Below are 19,463 nucleotides of genomic sequence, written 5' to 3'. Positions count from 1 at the left end.
TAATGTCAGGAAAAAAATTACCTTTAGAGGGCATTAAAGTTCTCGAAATGGGCTCTTTAATTGCAGGCCCCTTTTCTACTAGAATACTAGCTGATTTTGGGGCAGAAGTTATAAAAATTGAACTACCAAAAAGTGGAGATCAAATACGTAATTGGCGAGTTCTTCATGAGGGTACATCATTATGGTGGTATGTTCAATCCCGAAATAAAAAGACCATCTCATTAGATTGCCGTACTAAAGAAGGATTAGAAATAACGAAAAAGCTACTGCAAGAATGTGATGTATTAGTTGAAAATTTCCGCCCAGGGACTTTAGCGAAATGGGGTCTTTCGGATGAAGTGTTAAAGGAAATAAATCCTAAGCTTATTATCTGTCATATTTCAGGATATGGCCAAGATGGACCTTATAAAGATCGAGCTGGGTTTGGAGCGATTGGGGAAGCGATGGGCGGTTTACGATACTTAACAGGCTATCCAGATCTTCCACCTACAAGAGTTGGCATTAGTATTGGGGATTCAGTAGCATCCCTTTATTCAGTTATAGGCGTATTGATGGCACTGTATCACCGAGATGTACAAGACGGTGAAGGACAGAGTATAGATGTTTCATTATTTGAATCTATTTTTAGTTTAATGGAAAGCATGCTTCCTGAATATGACGCAGCTGGAGTAAAACGAGAAAGAACGGGTTCCTCTATGCCAGGGATCGCACCCTCTAATATCTACAAATCAAAAGATGGTAAATATGTGGTGATCGCCGGAAATGGGGACAATATTTTTAAGCGTCTACTAAAAGTGATCGGCCGTGATGACTTAGTTGGTGATGAGCGATATGCAACAAATGAAAAAAGAGCAGCAAATGTTGATTTTATCGATAATATTATCCAAGACTGGACACTACAGCATTCATTAACAGATTGTGTAGATATTTTAAATGACAATGGAATTCCTGCTGGGGCAATTTATAGCATTGAAGATATTGTAGTAGATCCACAATATCAAGCTCGTAATATGATCGTAGAAGCACCACACCCAGAGCTGGGCACATTAAAAGTACCTGGAATCATTCCAAAATTAAGTAAAACACCAGGTAAAATCAAGTGGCTCGGTGCAAAAGAAATTGGTGCGTTTAACGATGAAGTCCTTAAAGAGATTGGACTAACAGATGAGCAAATACAGCAATTGGTTGACAAAGGGATTATTTAGGAGTGATTTAAAATCTTCTTAAAATTTGCAAGTAACTATGAGGTGATTGAATGTCTGGACCACTTTCAGGCTTAAAAGTGCTGGATATTGCAACGGTCTATGCAGCGCCATTTGCAGCTGCCTTATTAGGAGATTACGGAGCAGAAGTAATAAAAGTAGAGATTCCTGGAAGAGGAGATCCGGTTCGTGGATTTCAACCTATGAAACTGGATGAATCGATTCCTTGGGCAACTGTGTCGAGGAGAGGAATAAGAAAACGATTACGCTTGACTTAAGGAAAGAAAAAGGACAAGCAATATTTTTAAAGTTATTAGCAGAACAAGATGTATTATTCGAAAATTTCCGCCCGGGTACCCTTGAAAAATGGGGAATTACAATGGAGCGAATACGAGAGGCAAACCCCAATCTCGTAATAGTCCGTGTCAGCGGTTATGGTCAAACTGGTCCGAAGCGTGAATTGGCTGGATTTGGAACTTCAGCCACAGCATTTAGCGGCTATACCTATATAACAGGTGAGCCAGATCGACCACCATTATCGCCGCCGATTTCTCTTGTGGATTATGTAACAGGCTTGTTCGCAACAATTGGAGCCATTGTAGCTCTTTATCACCGGGATGTCTATAACGGGGAAGGACAAGAGGTAGATGTATCCCTTTATGAATCGATGTTTAGAATGATGGATATTCTCGTTGCCTCCTATGACCAACTAGGCATCATCATGGAAAGACAAGGCAGTGATAATAGTATCGCTGTTCCTGTAGGAATCTTTCAAACACTGGATAAGAAATGGATGGTCCTAACGACAAGTACAGACCGAACCTTCTACAGACTAGCAAAAATAATGGACCGAGAAGACATGATTACTAATCCGAAATACTCCACAAACAAATCAAGAGTGGAAAACCGACCAGAAGTAATGAGAATAGTTGAAGAATGGATTGCTAAATTTACGGCAAAAGATTTACAAAAGCTTTGTGATGAAAATGGGGTTCCAATTTCACCTGTTTATTCAATTGAAGACATCATGAACGACCCACAGTATCAATCACGTCAGTCAATTATTGATGTGGAACATGCGACCCTAGGAAAAGTTAAGCTTTCTGGAGTTACACCGAAATTTTCAAAAACACCAGGTAATGTGAATAAAACTGGTGCAACACTCGGAGAACATAATCTAGAAGTATATTCACAATTGGGGTTATCTCGCGAAGAGATCGAAAACTTAAAAATGGAGGGAATTATATGATTTTGGAGCTCAACGATTTAATCAAAGTGAAAGATGTGGGGCCGCGTGATGGTCTACAAATGGAAAAAGCTGTTATCCCTACAGAGGATAAAATTAAACTAATTAATGATTTATCCAAAACTGGCGTCCATGGAATCCAAGTTACTTCTGTTGTCCATCCAAAAGCAGTACCTCAATTAGCAGATGCAGAAATTGTGATGAAAAACATAGAACGCCATGAAAATGTAAAATACAGCGTGTTAGTACCAAATGTAAGAGGAGCAGAACGTGCAGTTCTGATGCTTGCAGATGAATGGGAATTAATGCATTCAGTTACCGAATCTCATTGCCGTTCGAATGGGAATAAAACTGTCGATGAAAGCCTCAAAGAACACGAAAAAGTCGTCAAAATTGCCCATGAAAATAATGTGACAGTACAAGGTGGAATGGCAACTGCTTTAGGCTGTCCGTTCGAAGGAAGAGTTCCTTTTGAACGTGTACTTTATACGGCAGAAGCCTATTATTCTATGGGGATCCGTCACATTGGAGTTGCCGATACAATTGGATGCGCGGACCCTAAGCTTGTCTACACAACGATGAAACGTTTAATTGAAAAGCTTCCAGATGTAGAATTTAGCCTTCATTTACACAATACAAGAGGAATGGCTTTAGCCAATATATTAGCTGGTATTAATGCAGGAGTACGCTATTTTGATGCATCCATTGGTGGTCTTGGTGGGTGTCCGTATGCACCGGGTGCAACAGGTAATGTAGCAACTGAGGATCTTGTTCACATGCTTGACTTAATGAACTTGCAAAGTGGTGTTGATTTGAATCAACTCCTTACTATATCAAAAGATGTAGAGAGATTAGTAGGACATCAACTAGAAAGTACGATCCACCGTGCTGGTCCATCCTACCAAGTTCATGCAGCACCTACGAAGCAAGAAAAAATTGAGAATCAGTAATAGTGGGGAGTAAATAAGTCATTTAAAGGGGGAATGTTGTTTGAAAAGGCTAAAAACGAAATGGTCATCTCTATTTGTTGTGGTTTTATCATTACTTTTATTATTAGTTGGTTGTAGTTCAAATTCAAGCTCAAACTCTAGTTCAAATGAAGAAAAGGCAGAAACGAGTGGAGAAGCAAAAGAAAGCGTATATTCTGATGGGAAGCCAGTATCGATTGTCGCACCAGCTTCTCCAGGTAGTGGTTGGGATTTAACTGCACGTGCTCTAGTTGAGGTATTTACGAAAGAAAAATTAGTTGATTTTCCAGTACCTGTCGTGAATGAGGCTGGTGCAACAGGGGCTGTATCGTTATCACAACTTGTAACTTCACAAAAAGGCAAGGCTGATAAGATTAGTGTTACATCAACACCAATTATGTCTAATTACCTTCGCGGGCTTTCAGATTATTCCTATGAAGATGTAACGATGATTGCGCGACTTATGACGGAGTATTACACAGTCGTTGTACCGAAAGATTCAGAGTATCAAACACTAACTGATTTATTAGAAGCAATTAAAGCAGATCCTCAATCAGTGGCAATTGGGGCTTCTGGTGATGATCAACTACCATTTGCACTGTTGTTAGACGCTGTTGGTGGAGATGGTTCAGCAATTAAATTCATTTCTTACGAAGGTGGCGGTGAAATTACAAATGCTATCTTAAATGGTGACATTAAAGCGGCTATGTCTGGGATAAGCGAATTTTCTGCTCAAATTGATGCTGGCGAGTTCCGTGCACTAGGTGTAACGAGTGAAGAAAGACTTGGCGGTGTCATGGCAGACGTTCCAACAGCAATTGAACAAGGTATTGATGTTACATTCGGTAACTGGCGTGGCGTAATGGGTCCACCAGATATGCCAGAAGAAGCAGTTGCATATTGGGCTGATGTAATTGAAAAGGCACTTCAAACAGAAACATGGAAAGACCTGGCAGAGAAGAACCAATGGGAAACAACATTCATGAAGGGTGAAGAATTCCAGACGTACCTAGATGAAACAAATGAAGCCTACAAAAAAGGACTAGAAACAACAAACCAACTGAAAAAATAGACGCTGATTCTAAATATTCGTGAAAATAGGAAAAAGAGGTGTTCTATTGAATAAGAATATAATTTCAGGAATAGTAGTTTTAGCCTTTGCTTTAACGTACACAATTATAGCATTTCGTTTACCACCACCTGCTTCAGGATCTGTGGTTATAGGACCCTCCGTTTTTCCAGGGACTATTGGAATACTATTAATTATACTAGCAATTATTCTTATTAGTTCTGGTTTAATAGAGGCGCGTCAGAATAAAGCCAATGTTGGTAAGGAAGAAGAAGTCGTGAAGGAGGAGGAAGGAGAACCGCAAGATAAAAAGAAGGTAATTCTCCTTTTCCTAATCTTCTTTGGGTATATGGTTTTATTCGTCCCATTAGGATACCTAATATCGACCGTCTTATTTATCTTTAGTTTAACGATGTATCTTGAAAGAAAACATTGGATTCGAAATATAGTTTATTCCTTAGTATTTCCAATTGTTGTTTACTTTTTATTTGATCGTGTCCTTTCAGTATATTTACCATTAGGTCCATTAGGTTAGGGGGTGGCGCGTTTTGGATATGTTTTCTAATATCATAACAGGGTTTGGTGCTGTATTATCTCTCGAAACACTAGGTTTTGCGTTTCTTGGAGTTTTGATTGGAACATTAACAGGAATTTTACCGGGTATTGGTCCTATAACGGCCATCGCTCTCTTAATTCCATTATCTTATGGTTTGGAACCGGTTAATGGTCTAATTATGCTAATTGGAATCTATTACGGATCGATGTATGGTGGGTCGACTACAGCCATCCTTATTAAAACACCAGGAGAAGTAGCTTCTATTGTTACGACGCTAGATGGATATGAAATGGCAAAGCAAGGGAAAGCAGGTAGGGCCTTATCTGCTGCTGCAATCGGTTCATTTATTGCTGGAACTTTCGCAACTTTAGGATTAATGCTTCTTGCGCCTGTTTTAGCAAAAGCTGCTTACTTTTTTGGTTCTGCTGAATACTTTCTTCTCATTGTATTAGCCATGACAATGGTATCTAGTTTAACAACTGGTTCTGCTTTAAAAGCTTATATATCAACCTTATTTGGACTTTCGATTGCTATGGTGGGTATCGACTTGCAAACAAGTGTCCCTCGTTTTACCTTTGGGATTCCAAACCTATTAGATGGGATCGACTTTGTTTTAATTGCTATTGCTTTATTTGCAATTCCTGAAGCAATTGAAACGATGGCAAGAAAGGGAAATTCACCAAAAATGGACTTACAAAACTTTAAAGGATCTCAATGGATGACTCGTGAAGATTGGAAAAGATCAATAGGTCCATTCGGTAGGGGTTCTGTATTAGGGTTCATTATTGGGGTACTTCCAGGCATTGGTCCATCATTAGCGTCTTTTTTATCCTATGGAATGGAGAAAAAACTTTCAAAGCATCCAGAGGAGTTTGGTAAAGGAGCAATCGAAGGTGTAGCAGGTCCAGAAGCTGCCAACAATGCGGGAGTTGGTGGGGCATTAGTGCCTTTATTTACTCTTGGTATTCCAGGTTCAGCTACTACTGCGCTGTTAATGTTTATTTTTATGATGTACGGATTACAACCAGGTCCGGGTATGTTTGATTCAAATCCAACTCTTCTATGGGCGATTATTGCTAGTATGTATATTGGGAACGTATTATTATTAATTTTAAATCTACCGTTAGTTGGTGTGTTTGCGTCACTTTTAAAATTACCAGCCATTCCGCTTTTCGTAGGAGTAATTGCATTTTCAGTATTGGGTGTATACGGCATTAACTTCAATCAGTTTGATTTAATCTTGTTATTTGTATTTGGTTTAATTGGTTATGGGATGACTCGATTTGGTTTTCCGCTTGCACCAGCTGTAATGGCCTTAGTGATGGGGCCGTTATTGGAACAAAATTTCCGTAGAAGCATGGAAATTACAAACGGTGATTTACTAACGTTTGTACAAAGACCAATTTCTCTTGTACTGACGATTATTATTTTATTAATGATTATTTTTCCTATCATTAATAAGCTGATTCAAAAAAAGAAAAACAGTAAAAAGTCGGATCATGCACCGACTGAATCTAATACCTAAAGAAATGGAAAACAACTCTTCAAGTTAGAAGGGTTGTTTTCTTTATAGGTGTGTACATAAGAATGTTAAATAATTGTGCTGAATATGATATGGAACAATATGTAAAAGATGTAAACCGATATTCTGTATTGCTCTTTTTTTTATTTTCTGTTATATCTGTATTATATGTTATAATGAAATGAATAAAATTTAATAATGAATTTTCAATCAAATATGATAAAATTTTCTATGTATTGAGTTTGTTTTTGTATTGTATTCATTTTTATTTTGTAATCAAAGCTATTCAAATCGAGTGATACAGGAATCGATAAGTGAGTAAATAATAAACGGAGTTGAAGTAAGCATGCAAGAAATAACTAAAAATCAAAAAATCGTACGTTATCAGAACACTAACAATCAGATCTTTTATGGAATTGTTGAAGGGGAGGAAATATTACAATTAACTAGTGACTTTACTGAAATTGTAAATAATAAATTAAGCTTTGATGGCACAAGAGTAAATTTAAGTGATGTAAAAATATTAGAGCCAGTTGTCCCTTCAAAAATTATTAATTTCGGCTGGACTTATGCAGAACATGCAGAAGAGACTGGCGGAGAGGCTAATCTAAAAGAACCATTCTTATTTTTAAAACCAGCGTCTGCTCTTATTCCAGATCAAGGAGAAATCATATTACCTTCTAGTGAACTATCTAATCAGGTAGAAATGGAAGGCGAAGTGGCACTTATTATTGGAAAACGCGGGAAAAATATAAAAGAAGAAGATGCGTTAGATTATGTTTTTGGTTGTACAATATTTAACGACGTAACCGCTAGAGATCGTACAAGAATGGATCCTCAGTTTACTCGTGGGAAAGGTTTTGACACTTTTGGTCCTCTAGGTCCTTGGATTGTAACAGGAGTTGATCCATCTAATTTACGAATTGTAACAAAGTTAAATGGTGAAGTTGTACAAGAGGGGAATACAAATCAGATGTCCTTCTCTATACCATTTCTTATCAGTTGGATTTCTAATGTAATGACTCTTGAGCCTGGAGATGTTTTAGCCACTGGTTCCCCTTCAGGAAGTTGCCCAATGAAATCTGGAGATACTGTAGTGGTTGAAGTGGAGCAAATCGGAAAACTTTGTAACTTTGTAAAATAAAATCTCTTAATCTTTAGCAATAATACTAGATAGATTTTAATAAGCGGTAGCCGTATTCTTCGATTTTTCTAATCGTTTATACGGCTTTTTATATTCAATCAAATTGGGGCTAAACAATTCAGAGGTTTGTATAAGGCTATTTCCGGTCACATTAATTTTATCAGTAGGCATGTTTTTTATTGCGTTTTTTCTTAAATGCTATCCATGTCGTTTTAAGGGAGGCATATAACCCAACAGCAGCTGCCCCGTAAAATCCTCCCATAAAAATACCAGCCGGTAAATTACCTCGATGACTAATAAATATAGAAATCAAAAATCCAAAGACGGATGCTATAGTTGGAAAGTACTTCCTTGGTATCGGAAATAATTTAAATATTTGTGTTAGAATCACGATGAGTGGAACTGCAATCACACCATCCCAAAAGTTGGTGTGAATATCGGGGAATTCCATAGTATTCATTCCTTTCACACTTAATACATAAAGTATTCCCTTGATTCACTAAACTATTTCACAACAAAAAGTAATCCAACTTGTCCATATAATAGATAACATTCATACGTAAGGGTGACTCCATTAACTCGGGTCACCCTTAAGTTATTTATATCCCTTTTTTTGTTTGTTAATTTCCTTTGTTAAATATTTAATTTGTTTTTCAAGTTCCTTAATTCTATCGTCGTTGTTACCTTTTTCATGATTATTGCTTTTAGATTGTTGTATTCCTTCCAGTGCAAGAACTGCAGCGTAAGTTGAAATGGCATCCCCCAACGTAGCTAAAAAACCTCCAAGTATAGCAAGTTTAGCTGCAGTACTTTCATCATCTGAAATGGGACCATTATTATTTGTAGAATTATTAAAGTTATTGATGGCATTAAAATTATTGTATGGATTCATGTCTTAATCACCCCGATCTAATCTCTTTGTATTTTATGAAAGTTACCCAAAAGAGGTAAAGGACAAATAAAATTAAATCTTTAGTTTACGTTATTACACATGAGACATCGTTCGATGACAATCACCCTGACTATCCAATCTGAATACACTGTAGGAGTGAAAAGAAATAACCTTTTATTTGAAAGAAATAAATAGAGGGGAAAGGGAATAAAATATGAATCCTTATCATTATCCAAATTCAGTATTTGCTTATTATTTTCCACCGGAAGTTAATTACTTGTTAATGCCACAGAGTTATCCTGTAGGAGTAAACGGAGGTTTTACAGTTCATCCAGGAGTCAATCCTTATTACCTTCAAGTAACACCGGATGTTACTAACCCAGTTTCACAACCTCAAATCCCGCTTACACAACAAAAAGAGAATTGTATAAGTCAGGCTGCTGTCGACTTAATGCGAGATAATCGAAGTCTGTGGGAGGAGCATGTGGCTTGGACTAGAATGGCCATTATAAGTTTAATCTTCAATTTACCAGACATAGACTTTGTTCTGACGCGCCTATTGAAAAATGCTACGGATATGGGAGAAATGCTTCGTCCTATTTATGGTGATGAAGCAGCAGCTAGATATTCTACGTTGATTAAAGAACATCTTTTAAATGCAGCAGACCTTGTCAAAGCGGCAATTGCTGGGGATGAAAATGCCGCCAAAATTGCAGAACAAAAATGGTATGCTAATGCCGATGAAATTTCTGCGTTTCTAAGTAGTGTGAATCCCTATCTGACTGAGCAAGAAGTAAAAAATATGTTCTATCAACATTTGTCTTTAACAAAACAAGAAGCAGTCACGATGATTATGAAGGACTATCAGAAAGATATTGAAATCTATGATCAGATTGAAAAACAAGCTAGACAAATGGCAGATATGATTTCAGATGCCATGATCAAACTATACCCTGATAAGTTTAGGTAACAATTTCTTAAGGCTGTGACATTCTAAGAAATTGCTTTAACATATGTTGGCGATTGCAGATAAGGTAATCGTCTTTTTTTGTTTTGAGAAGCTAAAGGTAATGTTAAATTATTCAGTAATAAAAAATGGGGCTGTCAATTTATGGACAGCCCCAATTCTTTAATTTTTATCTGCTTCAATTAATTGTGGTGTTGTTTTATCATCATCATTATTTTTGTCTTTTGATAAGAACCAACCAGCAACTGCAATGCCAATTAATACTGTGTAGAATATTAGTTTCCATGTAGTAGAATGGGCGAAGTCATACGGTATAACTCCGATATCCTGGTGTCCTAATGTTAAGACAACAAGTTTAACACCAACCCATCCCACAATCGCAAAAGCTGCAATTTCAAGCCCAGGTTTTGATTGTAGTAGTTTTACAAATAGGTTTGCAGCAAAACGCATAATAATGACACCGATTAATCCACCGATAAAGATGACTAGAAACTTTCCTCCATCCAACCCACCAATCTGGGGAAGATTCGTATTTGGAAGCGTCATTGCTAACGCCACTGCTGCAAGAATTGAGTCGATCGCAAAGGCAATATCAGCTATTTCTACTTTAAAAACAGTGCCCCAGAAGCCAGATTTTTTCTTAACCTTTAATTCAGTTTCATCGTCTTTTTTCTTAAATACTAGTTTTCTCACAATATGATTTATGGCAATGAATAGAAGATATAAAGCTCCAATTGCTTGAATTTGCCATATGTCTACAAGGAAGGAAATCATAAATAAAGAGGCGAAACGGAATACAAATGCCCCGGCTAATCCGTAAAATAGTGCCTTTTTTCTTTCCTCTTCAGGAAGATGCTTCACCATAATCGCTAAAACAAGTGCGTTATCAGCCGCAAGCAATCCTTCAAGCGCAACTAATAAAATCAATACCCAGCCATATTCAAATAATAATGATAGTTCCAATAATAATCCTCCTTGGATTCTCTTTTATGATCAATCAAATCAAAAACTAATGCGACTTTCATTCGAACTTAGGTGATCTATTTTTCTTCATTCAACTCCATTCATGAAATTCAAATGATTGAACGTTCAAATGGGTCTGTCTGAATTAGGTTCTTTTGTAAATAAAAAAACCTTTACCAAACACTTGGTAAAGGTTTTAAAGACAATAAAAGACCTTTACCAGACTCATATGGTAAAGGTCTTGCTAACAACAAGTTCGTTGCCAATAAAGCCGGGAAGAAAATCTTCCGAAGTGACGACTTTAATGTAAAAGCTACTCCCCTTTAGGAGAACTATTCAACTATTTACTTATAATATATGCTAACATTCACCTTTTGTCAATGATACAACGAATATTTACATATTTTATGACAACATCTGCTTTTTTTTCTATTCCATAAAAAATGCTTTCCGTTCACTTGTAATCCATTGCTGTAAATCGTCGTCTTCGCTATGTCGGACTAGGCGATTCACTAAAACATCATGCCAAACATAATCCTCTAATAAATAAATATGTAACGGATCATCTGTATAAAAAGCCACACTACGTTCTTTAAAGGAAGGCCCATAGATCATTTCTTTTGCATCGATCGATATAATAAACCAATGTTCACTAGTAGGAGTTTCAGTAAAGGGAGTAATTCGATGACGATCAACATGTTCAGGTGGGTTTGCTACATGTAGTGTGATCCCTTGGACTGATACACGAGAAGCTGCTTCATGAAGCTCATCTTCCAACTCGTCATAAATATCGTCCCACATTGAAATAATGACACGTCTCTTTGCTTTTTTGAGTAATACTTTACAATAGGTCAATATGGTTTCACGGTCTTTTAATGTCATGACTCGATTGTTAGGCTTATTCTCCGTATTTTCAATCTCCCGTAATGAGTTACTAATTACTTCAAAATTAGTGCTCCATTCAGTTTGGGCCTTTTTCAAAAGAATCTCTACAGGTAATGGCGAATATTGAGCACTATCCTTACTGTCATCTTTTATTTCTTCTTTTATGACGATCCCTTTTTCAACAAGATTATTTAACACTTCATATATTCTAGAGCGCGGTATTCCCGAATCCTTACTAACTTGGTAAGCGGTAGCCGTTCCGATTATAACAAGAGAAACATAGCACTTAGCTTCATATTCATTAAAGCCAAGTTTTTTAAGTTGATGTACGATATTTTCCAATTCCCAACCCCCCGATAACTATTCATACCTATAATTATTAAATTTATCATAACTATTTACAACTTTAAAATCTTTAGTTACTATCACAGTAGTAACTAAACGGAAGGTTGATTATATGTTAATGGAGATATTTGATTTAGACCCACAATTATTAATGATTTTAATAGTCTTTGGATTTTTAGCAGCTTTTATTGATTCAGTTGTTGGGGGAGGCGGATTAATTGCCTTACCAGCATTGATGTTCACCGGATTACCACCGGCATCAGCGGTTGCAACAAATAAATTAGCAGGTACAATTGGATCTTTAACAAGTACAATCATGTTTTATCGTTCAGGTAAAATCGATTTAAAATCAGTTTCTAAATTTTTTCCGCTAGTTTTTTTCGGTTCGATGATCGGGGCTTGGACCGTTCACCTCATTGATCCTGAATTATTGAAGCCCCTTATGCTTGTGATGCTTGCTGCTGTTGCAGTTTATACGATTTTTAAGAAAGATTGGGGTAGCATCTCAACTTATAAAAAATTGTCCATGCGTCGGTTCATCTTTTTTATGATGGTCATTTTTGCCATTGGTTTTTATGATGGCTTTATGGGACCAGGGACGGGATCCTTTTTAATTTTTGCCTTTTTAATGATTGGCTTCGACTTTTTAAAGGCTGCGGGAAATGCTAAATTTTTAAATTTTGGTAGTAATATCGCAGCATTAATTATGTTTATCATATTGGATCAAGTTAATTATGCTTATGGTATTCCAATGGGGATTGCCCAACTAGTTGGTTCAATCGTTGGTTCGAAATTTGCTATTAAACGAGGAAGCAACTATGTGCGTGTACTATTCATCACTGTTACTGTGTTAATGTTGGCTAAGAATACATATGACTATTTTGTTAAGTAAAGTGAGAGTGTGCGGGAACGAAATGCTGCTGGATAGTTGGATAGTCCATAGGTCATTTACATTCCTAATACGAATCCAATTTCTATCAAATTGGTAAATAGAATAGGCTCTTACTATCATCAAACAAATTGAATATTTCACCGAAAAATGGAGACCCTTATATCATTATTGTCAATATTTTGATATGGAGGGTATATTATGGTTCAACAAAACGACTCGAGTGGGAAATTACCACAAACTCCTGAACCTTACTGGAGAGACTTTATTGATTTACCGGAGTTTCCTCAATTAAAAGAAGATCTTGAAGTGGATGTTGTCATTGTAGGTGGGGGGATTACAGGCCTCACTTCAGCTTATTTATTAGTCAATGAAGGATTAAAAGTTGCTGTATTAGAAGCAGATCGATTGTTAAATGGGACGACAGGGCACACCACTGCAAAAGTCACTGCTCAACATGATTTAATTTATGATGAATTCATTCAAAACTTTGGCAAAAGTACAGCCCGCCTATATTATGAAGCAAATACAGATGCATTGAATTTTATCAAAAAAACAGTAAAAGAGCATAATATTGATTGTGATTTTAGTGAGCAAGACGCATATCTGTATGCAACGACTAATGAGTATGTAACGAAGCTTGAAAAAGAAGCGAAGGCTTATGAGGCGATTGGCATTGAAGGTGGGTTAGTTGACAATATTCCTTTTAATATTGACGACTACAAAAAAGCACTTGTCATGAAAAATCAGGCACAGTTTCATCCAGTAAAATATCTTGTCCATTTAGTAGGAATCATAAAAGAAAAAGGCGGTCTCATTTTTGAACATACAACGGCCGTCAATATTGAAACTGGGGAAAAGCCAGCTGTTCTTACCCGTGACGATCACCGAGTTACAGGGAATTATGTTTTATCTTGCTCCCACTTCCCATTTTACGAAGGTTTAGGCTTTTACTCTGCAAGAATGTACGCTGATCGTTCATACATAATTGCAGTGAAATCAAAGGAAAAATTCCCTGGTGGCATGTATCTTAGTGTCGATGAGCCATCACGTTCCCTACGTTCGACTACAATTAATGGCGAAGAATTAATCATCATTGGTGGCGAGAGTCATAAGACTGGTCAGGGAAAAGACACAATGGAACATTACAAAGCTTTAGAGACGTTTGGCGAACAAGTTTTTGGGTTAAATGAAATTGCGTATCGTTGGTCTGCACAGGACTTAGTGACATTAGATAAAATCCCTTACGTCGGTGAAATTACAGCTGGACAGCCAAAGGTGCTAGTTGCTACAGGGTATAGAAAATGGGGAATGACAAATGGCACTGCCGCCGCTTTATTATTTAGAGATATCATTCTTGATATAAAGAACCCTTACCGAGTGGTATATACCCCATCGCGTTTCTACGCACATCCAAGCCTGAAAAATTTCTTTAAGGCAAATGCAGATGTGGTCAAACATTTAATTAAAGGAAAAGTTGAATTACCGTATAATAATATAGATAAATTGTCTAAAGATGAGGGTGCAGTGATCTTGATTGATGGGCACCGAAAAGGAGCCTACAAAGACACAGAAGGAAATGTGCACGTAGTTGATACAACGTGTACTCACATCGGATGTGAAGTTGAGTGGAACAGTGGCGAACGTTCTTGGGATTGTCCATGCCATGGCTCTAGATTCTCCTATACAGGTGAAGTACTGGAAGGTCCTGCAGAAAAGCCATTGCAAAAATATGATTACAAAATGTTGGATAATTTAACTTCAGAGGACTCAGGTTATTAAAAAAATAAGCCCCCTAATTAGGATTTGAACTTCCTAAATTAGGGGGTTTTCCTTTTAAGTTCGAGTTTAGAGGAAGGAGAAACAGGCAGTCATTGCGTGCGACTTTGTGCCTGATAAAGCGTGGTTCTTAACTTTACGGGTTGCCTTAAGGTGAATACGTGCGATTCTCAAATTTACGTGCGACTATAAAGTGAATACGTGCGGTTTTTACAACATAAGGTGCGAAGTCACCCTCACAACAAAACGACCCATAACTTAACACTACTAACCTATAACCAAGCTTCTTTCAAAAGTTTCACACCTTGTTGGATTTCCTCGCAGGTTAAATTGCTAAATCCAAGTTTTAATATTGGTTCATCTGAATGATTTTTGATGAAGTAAATGGATGTAGGATAGACTTTGACGCCATAAAGAGAAGCGCGCTCTATTAACCATTCTTCTGAATGATTTAAATGTACTTTTACTAATATATACAAGCCTGATTGCTCTCCGATTATAGTAAGTTGTTGTACAAATTGATTTTTTAACTCAGTAACGATGCATTGCATTTTTCGCTTATAAACAAGCCGCATTCTTTTTATGTGGCGATTCCATTCTCCCTCTTCCATAAATTTCGCCATGGTCAGTTGGCTGAGCAGTGAAGTCGTACTCTCAAAATGAAGAAATTGATTTTGATAATCATTTAAAAGTGGCTGAGGTAGCACCATATAACATAAACGGATTCCTGGTAAAAAGGACTTTGAGAAATTTCCTAAATAGATCACCCTTGTAGAATCGATTGAAGCGAGCGATGGAAAAGGCTTTTGAGTGTATCGGAATTCACTATCATAATCGTCCTCAAGTATATATCCTTGCCCCATGTTCGCCCATTGAATAAGCATTTGTCTTTCTTGAATTGACAAGCTTACACCGATTGGGCTTTGATGGGAAGGGGTGACATAGATTAACCTTGACTCCATTTGTTCTAATGTTGAAAAGTCAGCTCCTGTTTCGCGTACTGGTAAAGATTCAAGAGTAAACCGGTGGAATTGAAAAGCATCCCTAGCACCATCATAACCTGGATCTTCTACAATCACGCTAGAGAATTCACCTTTTAAAATTTGTCCAAGGTAAATCAACATTTGTTGAGTACTACTCCCGATGATAATAGCACTCGGATCTGTTTTCACCCCACGAGATTGAAGTAAATAAGTGGCAATTTGTTCACGCAAGCATTCTTCACCAAATGGATGTCCATATCGGAAAGTATCCTCAATTGTCAAAACTTGATTTGAGATTTTCCTCCAAATTTTCAGTGGAAAATGCACTTGATCCACGGCTCCTGCCTTAAAATCAATTAGGAGTTGTTTTCCCACCCCTGTCTTTTTAATTTCAGTGGGATTTAAGTGATGTTGAAAAAGTACGGGGTCTAGTTCATTAACAAAATAACCTCTTCGTCCTTCTCCACGAATATAGCCCTCTGCAACAAGTTGCTCATATGCACTAAGTGTTGTATTGCGACTAACCTGAAGAGAATCTGCAAGTTGTCGGATGGAAGGGAGAGGATCATTCACTGAAAGATCTCCTTTTTCAATGAAAGTTCTAAAATGTAGATAAATTTGCTTATATTTCGGAGAGTCATCGTTTAAAGCAAAAATGATATTCTTCATCTCGACCACCTCTGACATGTCTATTTGTTTATAATTGTACCTTTTTAAATGTCAGAAAACATTATAAAATTTTCCATATTAAGTGGAATTCAAGGAGGAGAGTATTAAATGTATATCCCAAAGCATTTTCAAATTAATGATGACGAATTTATTTATGAAATGATCGAACAGTACAGCTTTGCCACTTTATTTTCGGTGCATAACGGTGAACCACATGCAACCCATCTACCACTCATATTAAATAAAACAGAAAATGCTTTATCCGGTCATTTTGCACGTCAAAACGAACAATGGAAGGATATTAATAATCAGCAAGTCCTTGTCGTGTTCCAAGGGCCCCACTGTTATATTTCGCCTTCTTGGTATGAGACAAGTAAAGCTGTTCCCACTTGGAATTATGTATCGGTACATGTATTTGGAGAATTAGAAATAGTTGAAGATCAAACAGTTATTTTAGATTCTTTATCTGAGATGGTAAACAAATATGAATCTCCTGTAAGCTCATACAATTATAAAGATGTAGATTCAAAGTATATTGAAGGAATGAGAAAAGGGATTGTCGCATTCAAAATAAACATCACAAGAATTGAAGCAAAAGCGAAATTAAGTCAAAACCATCCTGTCGAACGACAAGAGCTAGTAATACAAGAGTTGGAAAAAAGCACCGACCAGGACAGTCTTCAAATCGCATCTCTTATGAAGAAAAATCTAGTAAATAATAAATAATTGGAACTTTTCCTCGCTTTATTTGTTATATTTAATAAATATGCATGAAGTATGATAGAGTTTTGAGGAGATTTAAGATTGGCTTATTTTATTGATTTTTTATTTTTAGCACTAATATATAACACTTTCTTTTACAAAAAATGGTCAAAAGACTCAAAAAAGGCATTAATTAGTAAAACATTAATGTATGTTTATGTAGTAATGGTTTTCTTTGTAACACTTATGCCGGTTACGATACCTTTTAGTGGCACAAACAATCGGTTCATGGAAACTGCAAATTTTACTCCTTTCAGAGATTTAATTTTAAATTACGATGGGGCATTAAGAGAAATTGTTTTAAACGTGATTATGATGATACCTTTTGGAATTATTTATCCATTGATCAAGAAAAAAAGGTTAATGAAAACTGTTTTAATGACATTAAGTTTTAGTTTATTTATAGAAATTTCCCAATTATTAAATGTTTGGTGGAACGGATTAGAAACTAGAATCTTTGATGTAACTGACTTAATCACAAATACGTTTGGTGGTTTAATAGGGTATCTTTTACTTTGTGTACTGAGATTGTTAACTTTAAATAAGAGTAAAATTGAATGACATAATCGCTATGAGGATGGGACATAAGTAGAATTTTTTAGGAAAGCCACTATTATCTTTAATAAAATATTGATATTTTATAGTTTGAGAGCAATAAGTGTTAGCCATTCTCCGAAAAACCGCGGCCTACCACTGTAAGCCGCGCCAATTTCCGGAAAGTTTAGAAGGACAAATCTTATGTGAGCGGACCTTACACAAAGCACAAAGACAATTCGTAAAGACACGTACAACGTGGCTTTATGACTTGTGTGCTTAGTCCGCTCTCACCGGATCTTTAATAGGATTCATCAATAGAATTAACAGCAAAAAAACATCATTTTCTCATTTTGAGAAAATGATGTTTTTTGGATCTGTCCCAACCTCTTTTCTTTTTGTATAAATTCCCCAAATTGAAATGTAATTGTAAAATTACATCGAAGTTTTACTGTTATAATAGATATGTAGAAAAATAGAAATATACCGTGCTTTTTGTCGAACTTAAAAGATGGAAGTGCTTTTGGGGGATATATAAATTGAGTAATAGATTAAGTAAACTTGTTCGGACTGGGTCTTCCGTTGTATTATTATCAACACTTTTATTCGGTACACAAGCTTCTGCTAGTACCTTGAATAATTTAAAAGAAGAACAAAAACAGGTTGAACAAAAAAAGTCAGAAATCAATAAACAAATTAATGAAAAAAAGAATGCAATCCAATCGAATCAAACAAAACAAGATAAATTATTAAAACAAATTCTTACACTGAATAAGAAAATTGTTTCAACTGAGAACAATATTGATGAAGTAAACACGAAAATCAACAAAACAAACAAAGAAATTGAAGAGTTGAAAAGTGATATAAAAGAGCTAGAAAATAAAATAGCAAATCGTGAAAAGCTAATTGACGAACGCTTACGTGCAGTTCAAGTTAGTGGTTCTATTAGTTATATTGACGTTTTACTTGGAGCAAATAGTTTTGTAGATTTCATCGATCGCTTCTCTGCGGTAAGTACTTTAATGGATGCAGACCGTGAGATTATCAATGAACAAGCTGAAGATAAGTTTAAGTTAGAAGAAACTGAAAATAAGTTAAATGAAAAACTTGCGAGTCTCGAGACAAATAAGGGAAAATTAGTTTCCCTAAAAACGAAATTGAATAGCCAAAAGGTAGATAAAAAAGCTTTAATAACTGAATTAGAAGCAGAGCAAGCAAAATTAGAAAAATCGAAGAAAAATTTAGAAACAAGTTATGCAGAAATGTATCAAATTAGCGAAGAGTTAACTTCAAAAATAACAGCTGAACAAAAACGTATCGCTGCCCTTGCACGACAAGATGAGCAAAATAAAAATGCAAACTATAATTCAGGTTCAGCAGCACTTCCTGCAACTTCAAGTGGTACATGGACTGCGCCTACATATGGTAGGTTTACATCCAATTACGGATATCGTACTTTTGATAATAGTAAGCATTTAGGCGTCGATGTAGCAAACTCAGTAGGTACACCAATCGTTGCAGCAGCAGATGGTATTGTTTCACATGCAGGCCCATTAGCTGGTTTTGGTAACCTTGTTATGATTACGCATTCAATCAATGGTCAAACATTTATCACATTATACGGACATTTAAGTTCTTACAATGTAAGTGTGGGACAAAGAGTATCGAAGGGTGAACAAATTGCGAACATGGGTAGCACTGGTAACTCTACAGGACCACACCTTCACTTTGAATTGCACATCGGTTCATGGGATTGGCGTGGATCTACATCCGTAAACCCATTACGTTATGTACCGTTTAATTAAATGAAAATAAAAAATGCATCTTCTAGTAATGAATGAACTAGGAGATGCATTTTTTATTTTTTAAGAAAGCACATCTTTTAGGGCTGTCAATATTTTGGTCTGCCCCGAATTAGCTATAAAAAAACGGTAAAATTGTTCCGAAATTCATTTCCTCATTCATCATACTCATTCCAATTATTGCATAATCAGACAGCATTTTTAGTATAAAATACATCTTTCCTGGTGATGCTAATTGCGATAATGCATAAACCATATGGAGAAATTACCCAAAGGAATGAATAAG

The 19,463-nt window shown here is 36.3% G+C and carries 18 protein-coding genes and 1 pseudogene; 13 read left to right on the top strand and 6 right to left on the bottom strand.

What is annotated here, in order from left to right:
- Positions 1–2 precede the first annotated feature (2 nt).
- The 7 genes and pseudogenes from JOD29_RS09090 (at position 3) to JOD29_RS09060 (ending at position 7,707) form a co-directional block, all read left to right on the top strand.
- Positions 3–1,205, top strand: a complete 1,203-nt coding sequence (locus JOD29_RS09090) for a CaiB/BaiF CoA transferase family protein (protein ID WP_124764295.1) — start codon at positions 3–5, stop codon at positions 1,203–1,205.
- Between the two features lie 50 nt (positions 1,206–1,255).
- Positions 1,256–2,451: pseudogene (locus tag JOD29_RS09085) on the top strand (CaiB/BaiF CoA transferase family protein).
- Entirely contained in the window at positions 2,448–3,398 is a 951-nt protein-coding gene (locus JOD29_RS09080) for a hydroxymethylglutaryl-CoA lyase (protein ID WP_124764294.1), read from the top strand. Before JOD29_RS09085 ends, JOD29_RS09080 begins: the two are co-directional and overlap by 4 nt.
- A 40-nt stretch (positions 3,399–3,438) precedes the next feature.
- Positions 3,439–4,488, top strand: coding sequence for a tripartite tricarboxylate transporter substrate binding protein (locus JOD29_RS09075; RefSeq protein ID WP_158610548.1), 1,050 nt, complete (start codon positions 3,439–3,441; stop codon positions 4,486–4,488).
- A gap of 46 nt (positions 4,489–4,534) precedes the next feature.
- The gene (locus JOD29_RS09070) at positions 4,535–5,020 is read left to right on the top strand and encodes a tripartite tricarboxylate transporter TctB family protein (protein WP_158610547.1); all 486 of its coding nucleotides are present in this window, start codon (positions 4,535–4,537) and stop codon (positions 5,018–5,020) included.
- A gap of 19 nt (positions 5,021–5,039) precedes the next feature.
- Positions 5,040–6,566 (top strand): tripartite tricarboxylate transporter permease, encoded by a 1,527-nt coding sequence (locus tag JOD29_RS09065; RefSeq protein ID WP_124764325.1) that lies wholly within the window; start codon positions 5,040–5,042, stop codon positions 6,564–6,566.
- Between the two features lie 343 nt (positions 6,567–6,909).
- Entirely contained in the window at positions 6,910–7,707 is a 798-nt protein-coding gene (locus JOD29_RS09060) for a fumarylacetoacetate hydrolase family protein (protein WP_124764291.1), read from the top strand.
- A 160-nt stretch (positions 7,708–7,867) separates the two neighbouring features.
- Here JOD29_RS09060 and JOD29_RS09055 read toward each other — a convergent pair whose 3' ends face one another.
- Together JOD29_RS09055 and JOD29_RS09050 are read right to left on the bottom strand one after the other, a co-directional pair.
- Complete coding sequence (locus tag JOD29_RS09055) at positions 7,868–8,158, bottom strand: hypothetical protein (RefSeq protein ID WP_124764324.1); 291 nt, start codon at positions 8,156–8,158, stop codon at positions 7,868–7,870.
- A gap of 144 nt (positions 8,159–8,302) precedes the next feature.
- The gene (locus JOD29_RS09050) at positions 8,303–8,599 is read right to left on the bottom strand and encodes a hypothetical protein (protein ID WP_124764290.1); all 297 of its coding nucleotides are present in this window, start codon (positions 8,597–8,599) and stop codon (positions 8,303–8,305) included.
- 283 nt (positions 8,600–8,882) lie between these two features.
- Between JOD29_RS09050 and JOD29_RS09045 the strand changes: the two genes are divergently transcribed.
- Complete coding sequence (locus JOD29_RS09045; protein ID WP_239585642.1) at positions 8,883–9,569, top strand: hypothetical protein; 687 nt, start codon at positions 8,883–8,885, stop codon at positions 9,567–9,569.
- 159 nt (positions 9,570–9,728) lie between these two features.
- On the opposite strand, the gene JOD29_RS09040 is transcribed toward JOD29_RS09045, so the two are convergent.
- Together JOD29_RS09040 and JOD29_RS09035 are read right to left on the bottom strand one after the other, a co-directional pair.
- Positions 9,729–10,529: a TerC family protein gene (locus JOD29_RS09040; RefSeq protein ID WP_124764289.1), complete on the bottom strand. Its 801-nt coding sequence runs from the start codon at positions 10,527–10,529 to the stop codon at positions 9,729–9,731.
- A 429-nt stretch (positions 10,530–10,958) separates the two neighbouring features.
- A complete protein-coding gene (locus tag JOD29_RS09035) occupies positions 10,959–11,756 on the bottom strand; it encodes a TrmB family transcriptional regulator (protein ID WP_124764288.1) in 798 nt (265 codons plus the stop codon).
- A gap of 121 nt (positions 11,757–11,877) precedes the next feature.
- On the opposite strand from JOD29_RS09035, the gene JOD29_RS09030 reads away from it, so the two are divergent.
- Together JOD29_RS09030 and JOD29_RS09025 are read left to right on the top strand one after the other, a co-directional pair.
- Positions 11,878–12,651 (top strand): TSUP family transporter, encoded by a 774-nt coding sequence (locus JOD29_RS09030; protein ID WP_124764322.1) that lies wholly within the window; start codon positions 11,878–11,880, stop codon positions 12,649–12,651.
- A 198-nt stretch (positions 12,652–12,849) separates the two neighbouring features.
- A complete protein-coding gene (locus tag JOD29_RS09025) occupies positions 12,850–14,430 on the top strand; it encodes an FAD-dependent oxidoreductase (RefSeq protein ID WP_124764287.1) in 1,581 nt (526 codons plus the stop codon).
- 269 nt (positions 14,431–14,699) lie between these two features.
- Here the strand turns inward: JOD29_RS09025 and pdxR are convergent, their stop codons facing one another.
- Positions 14,700–16,079: a MocR-like pyridoxine biosynthesis transcription factor PdxR gene (gene pdxR / locus JOD29_RS09020; protein WP_124764286.1), complete on the bottom strand. Its 1,380-nt coding sequence runs from the start codon at positions 16,077–16,079 to the stop codon at positions 14,700–14,702.
- Positions 16,080–16,187: 108 nt separating this feature from the next.
- Between pdxR and JOD29_RS09015 the strand changes: the two genes are divergently transcribed.
- The 3 genes from JOD29_RS09015 to JOD29_RS09005 all read left to right on the top strand — a co-directional run bounded on the left by JOD29_RS09015 (position 16,188) and on the right by JOD29_RS09005 (position 19,180).
- A complete protein-coding gene (locus tag JOD29_RS09015) occupies positions 16,188–16,805 on the top strand; it encodes an FMN-binding negative transcriptional regulator (RefSeq protein WP_124764285.1) in 618 nt (205 codons plus the stop codon).
- A 78-nt stretch (positions 16,806–16,883) separates the two neighbouring features.
- The gene (locus JOD29_RS09010; protein WP_124764284.1) at positions 16,884–17,402 is read left to right on the top strand and encodes a VanZ family protein; all 519 of its coding nucleotides are present in this window, start codon (positions 16,884–16,886) and stop codon (positions 17,400–17,402) included.
- 512 nt (positions 17,403–17,914) lie between these two features.
- Positions 17,915–19,180: a murein hydrolase activator EnvC family protein gene (locus tag JOD29_RS09005; RefSeq protein WP_124764283.1), complete on the top strand. Its 1,266-nt coding sequence runs from the start codon at positions 17,915–17,917 to the stop codon at positions 19,178–19,180.
- 109 nt (positions 19,181–19,289) lie between these two features.
- Here JOD29_RS09005 and JOD29_RS09000 read toward each other — a convergent pair whose 3' ends face one another.
- Positions 19,290–19,433: a hypothetical protein gene (locus JOD29_RS09000; RefSeq protein WP_205101652.1), complete on the bottom strand. Its 144-nt coding sequence runs from the start codon at positions 19,431–19,433 to the stop codon at positions 19,290–19,292.
- Positions 19,434–19,463 lie beyond the last annotated feature (30 nt).

Origin of the sequence: Lysinibacillus composti (assembly GCF_016908465.1) — a bacterium.
GTDB lineage: Bacteria > Bacillota > Bacilli > Bacillales_A > Planococcaceae > Ureibacillus > Ureibacillus composti_A.
Note: the sequence above shows the minus strand (reverse complement) of the source record. Positions and strands in the feature narration are given on the sequence as shown.

Excerpts from the sequence above, each read along its gene's own strand:
- JOD29_RS09090 (WP_124764295.1), top strand. The coding sequence starts at position 3 with ATGTCAGGAAAAAAATTACCTTTAGAGGGCATTAAAGTTCTCGAAATG.
- JOD29_RS09080 (WP_124764294.1), top strand. The coding sequence starts at position 2,448 with ATGATTTTGGAGCTCAACGATTTAATCAAAGTGAAAGATGTGGGGCCG.
- JOD29_RS09065 (WP_124764325.1), top strand. The coding sequence starts at position 5,040 with ATGTTTTCTAATATCATAACAGGGTTTGGTGCTGTATTATCTCTCGAA.
- JOD29_RS09060 (WP_124764291.1), top strand. The coding sequence starts at position 6,910 with ATGCAAGAAATAACTAAAAATCAAAAAATCGTACGTTATCAGAACACT.
- JOD29_RS09055 (WP_124764324.1), bottom strand. The coding sequence starts at position 8,158 with ATGGAATTCCCCGATATTCACACCAACTTTTGGGATGGTGTGATTGCA.
- JOD29_RS09050 (WP_124764290.1), bottom strand. The coding sequence starts at position 8,599 with ATGAATCCATACAATAATTTTAATGCCATCAATAACTTTAATAATTCT.
- JOD29_RS09045 (WP_239585642.1), top strand. The coding sequence starts at position 8,883 with ATGCCACAGAGTTATCCTGTAGGAGTAAACGGAGGTTTTACAGTTCAT.
- JOD29_RS09030 (WP_124764322.1), top strand. The coding sequence starts at position 11,878 with ATGGAGATATTTGATTTAGACCCACAATTATTAATGATTTTAATAGTC.
- JOD29_RS09025 (WP_124764287.1), top strand. The coding sequence starts at position 12,850 with ATGGTTCAACAAAACGACTCGAGTGGGAAATTACCACAAACTCCTGAA.
- pdxR (WP_124764286.1), bottom strand. The coding sequence starts at position 16,079 with ATGAAGAATATCATTTTTGCTTTAAACGATGACTCTCCGAAATATAAG.
- JOD29_RS09015 (WP_124764285.1), top strand. The coding sequence starts at position 16,188 with ATGTATATCCCAAAGCATTTTCAAATTAATGATGACGAATTTATTTAT.
- JOD29_RS09000 (WP_205101652.1), bottom strand. The coding sequence starts at position 19,433 with ATGGTTTATGCATTATCGCAATTAGCATCACCAGGAAAGATGTATTTT.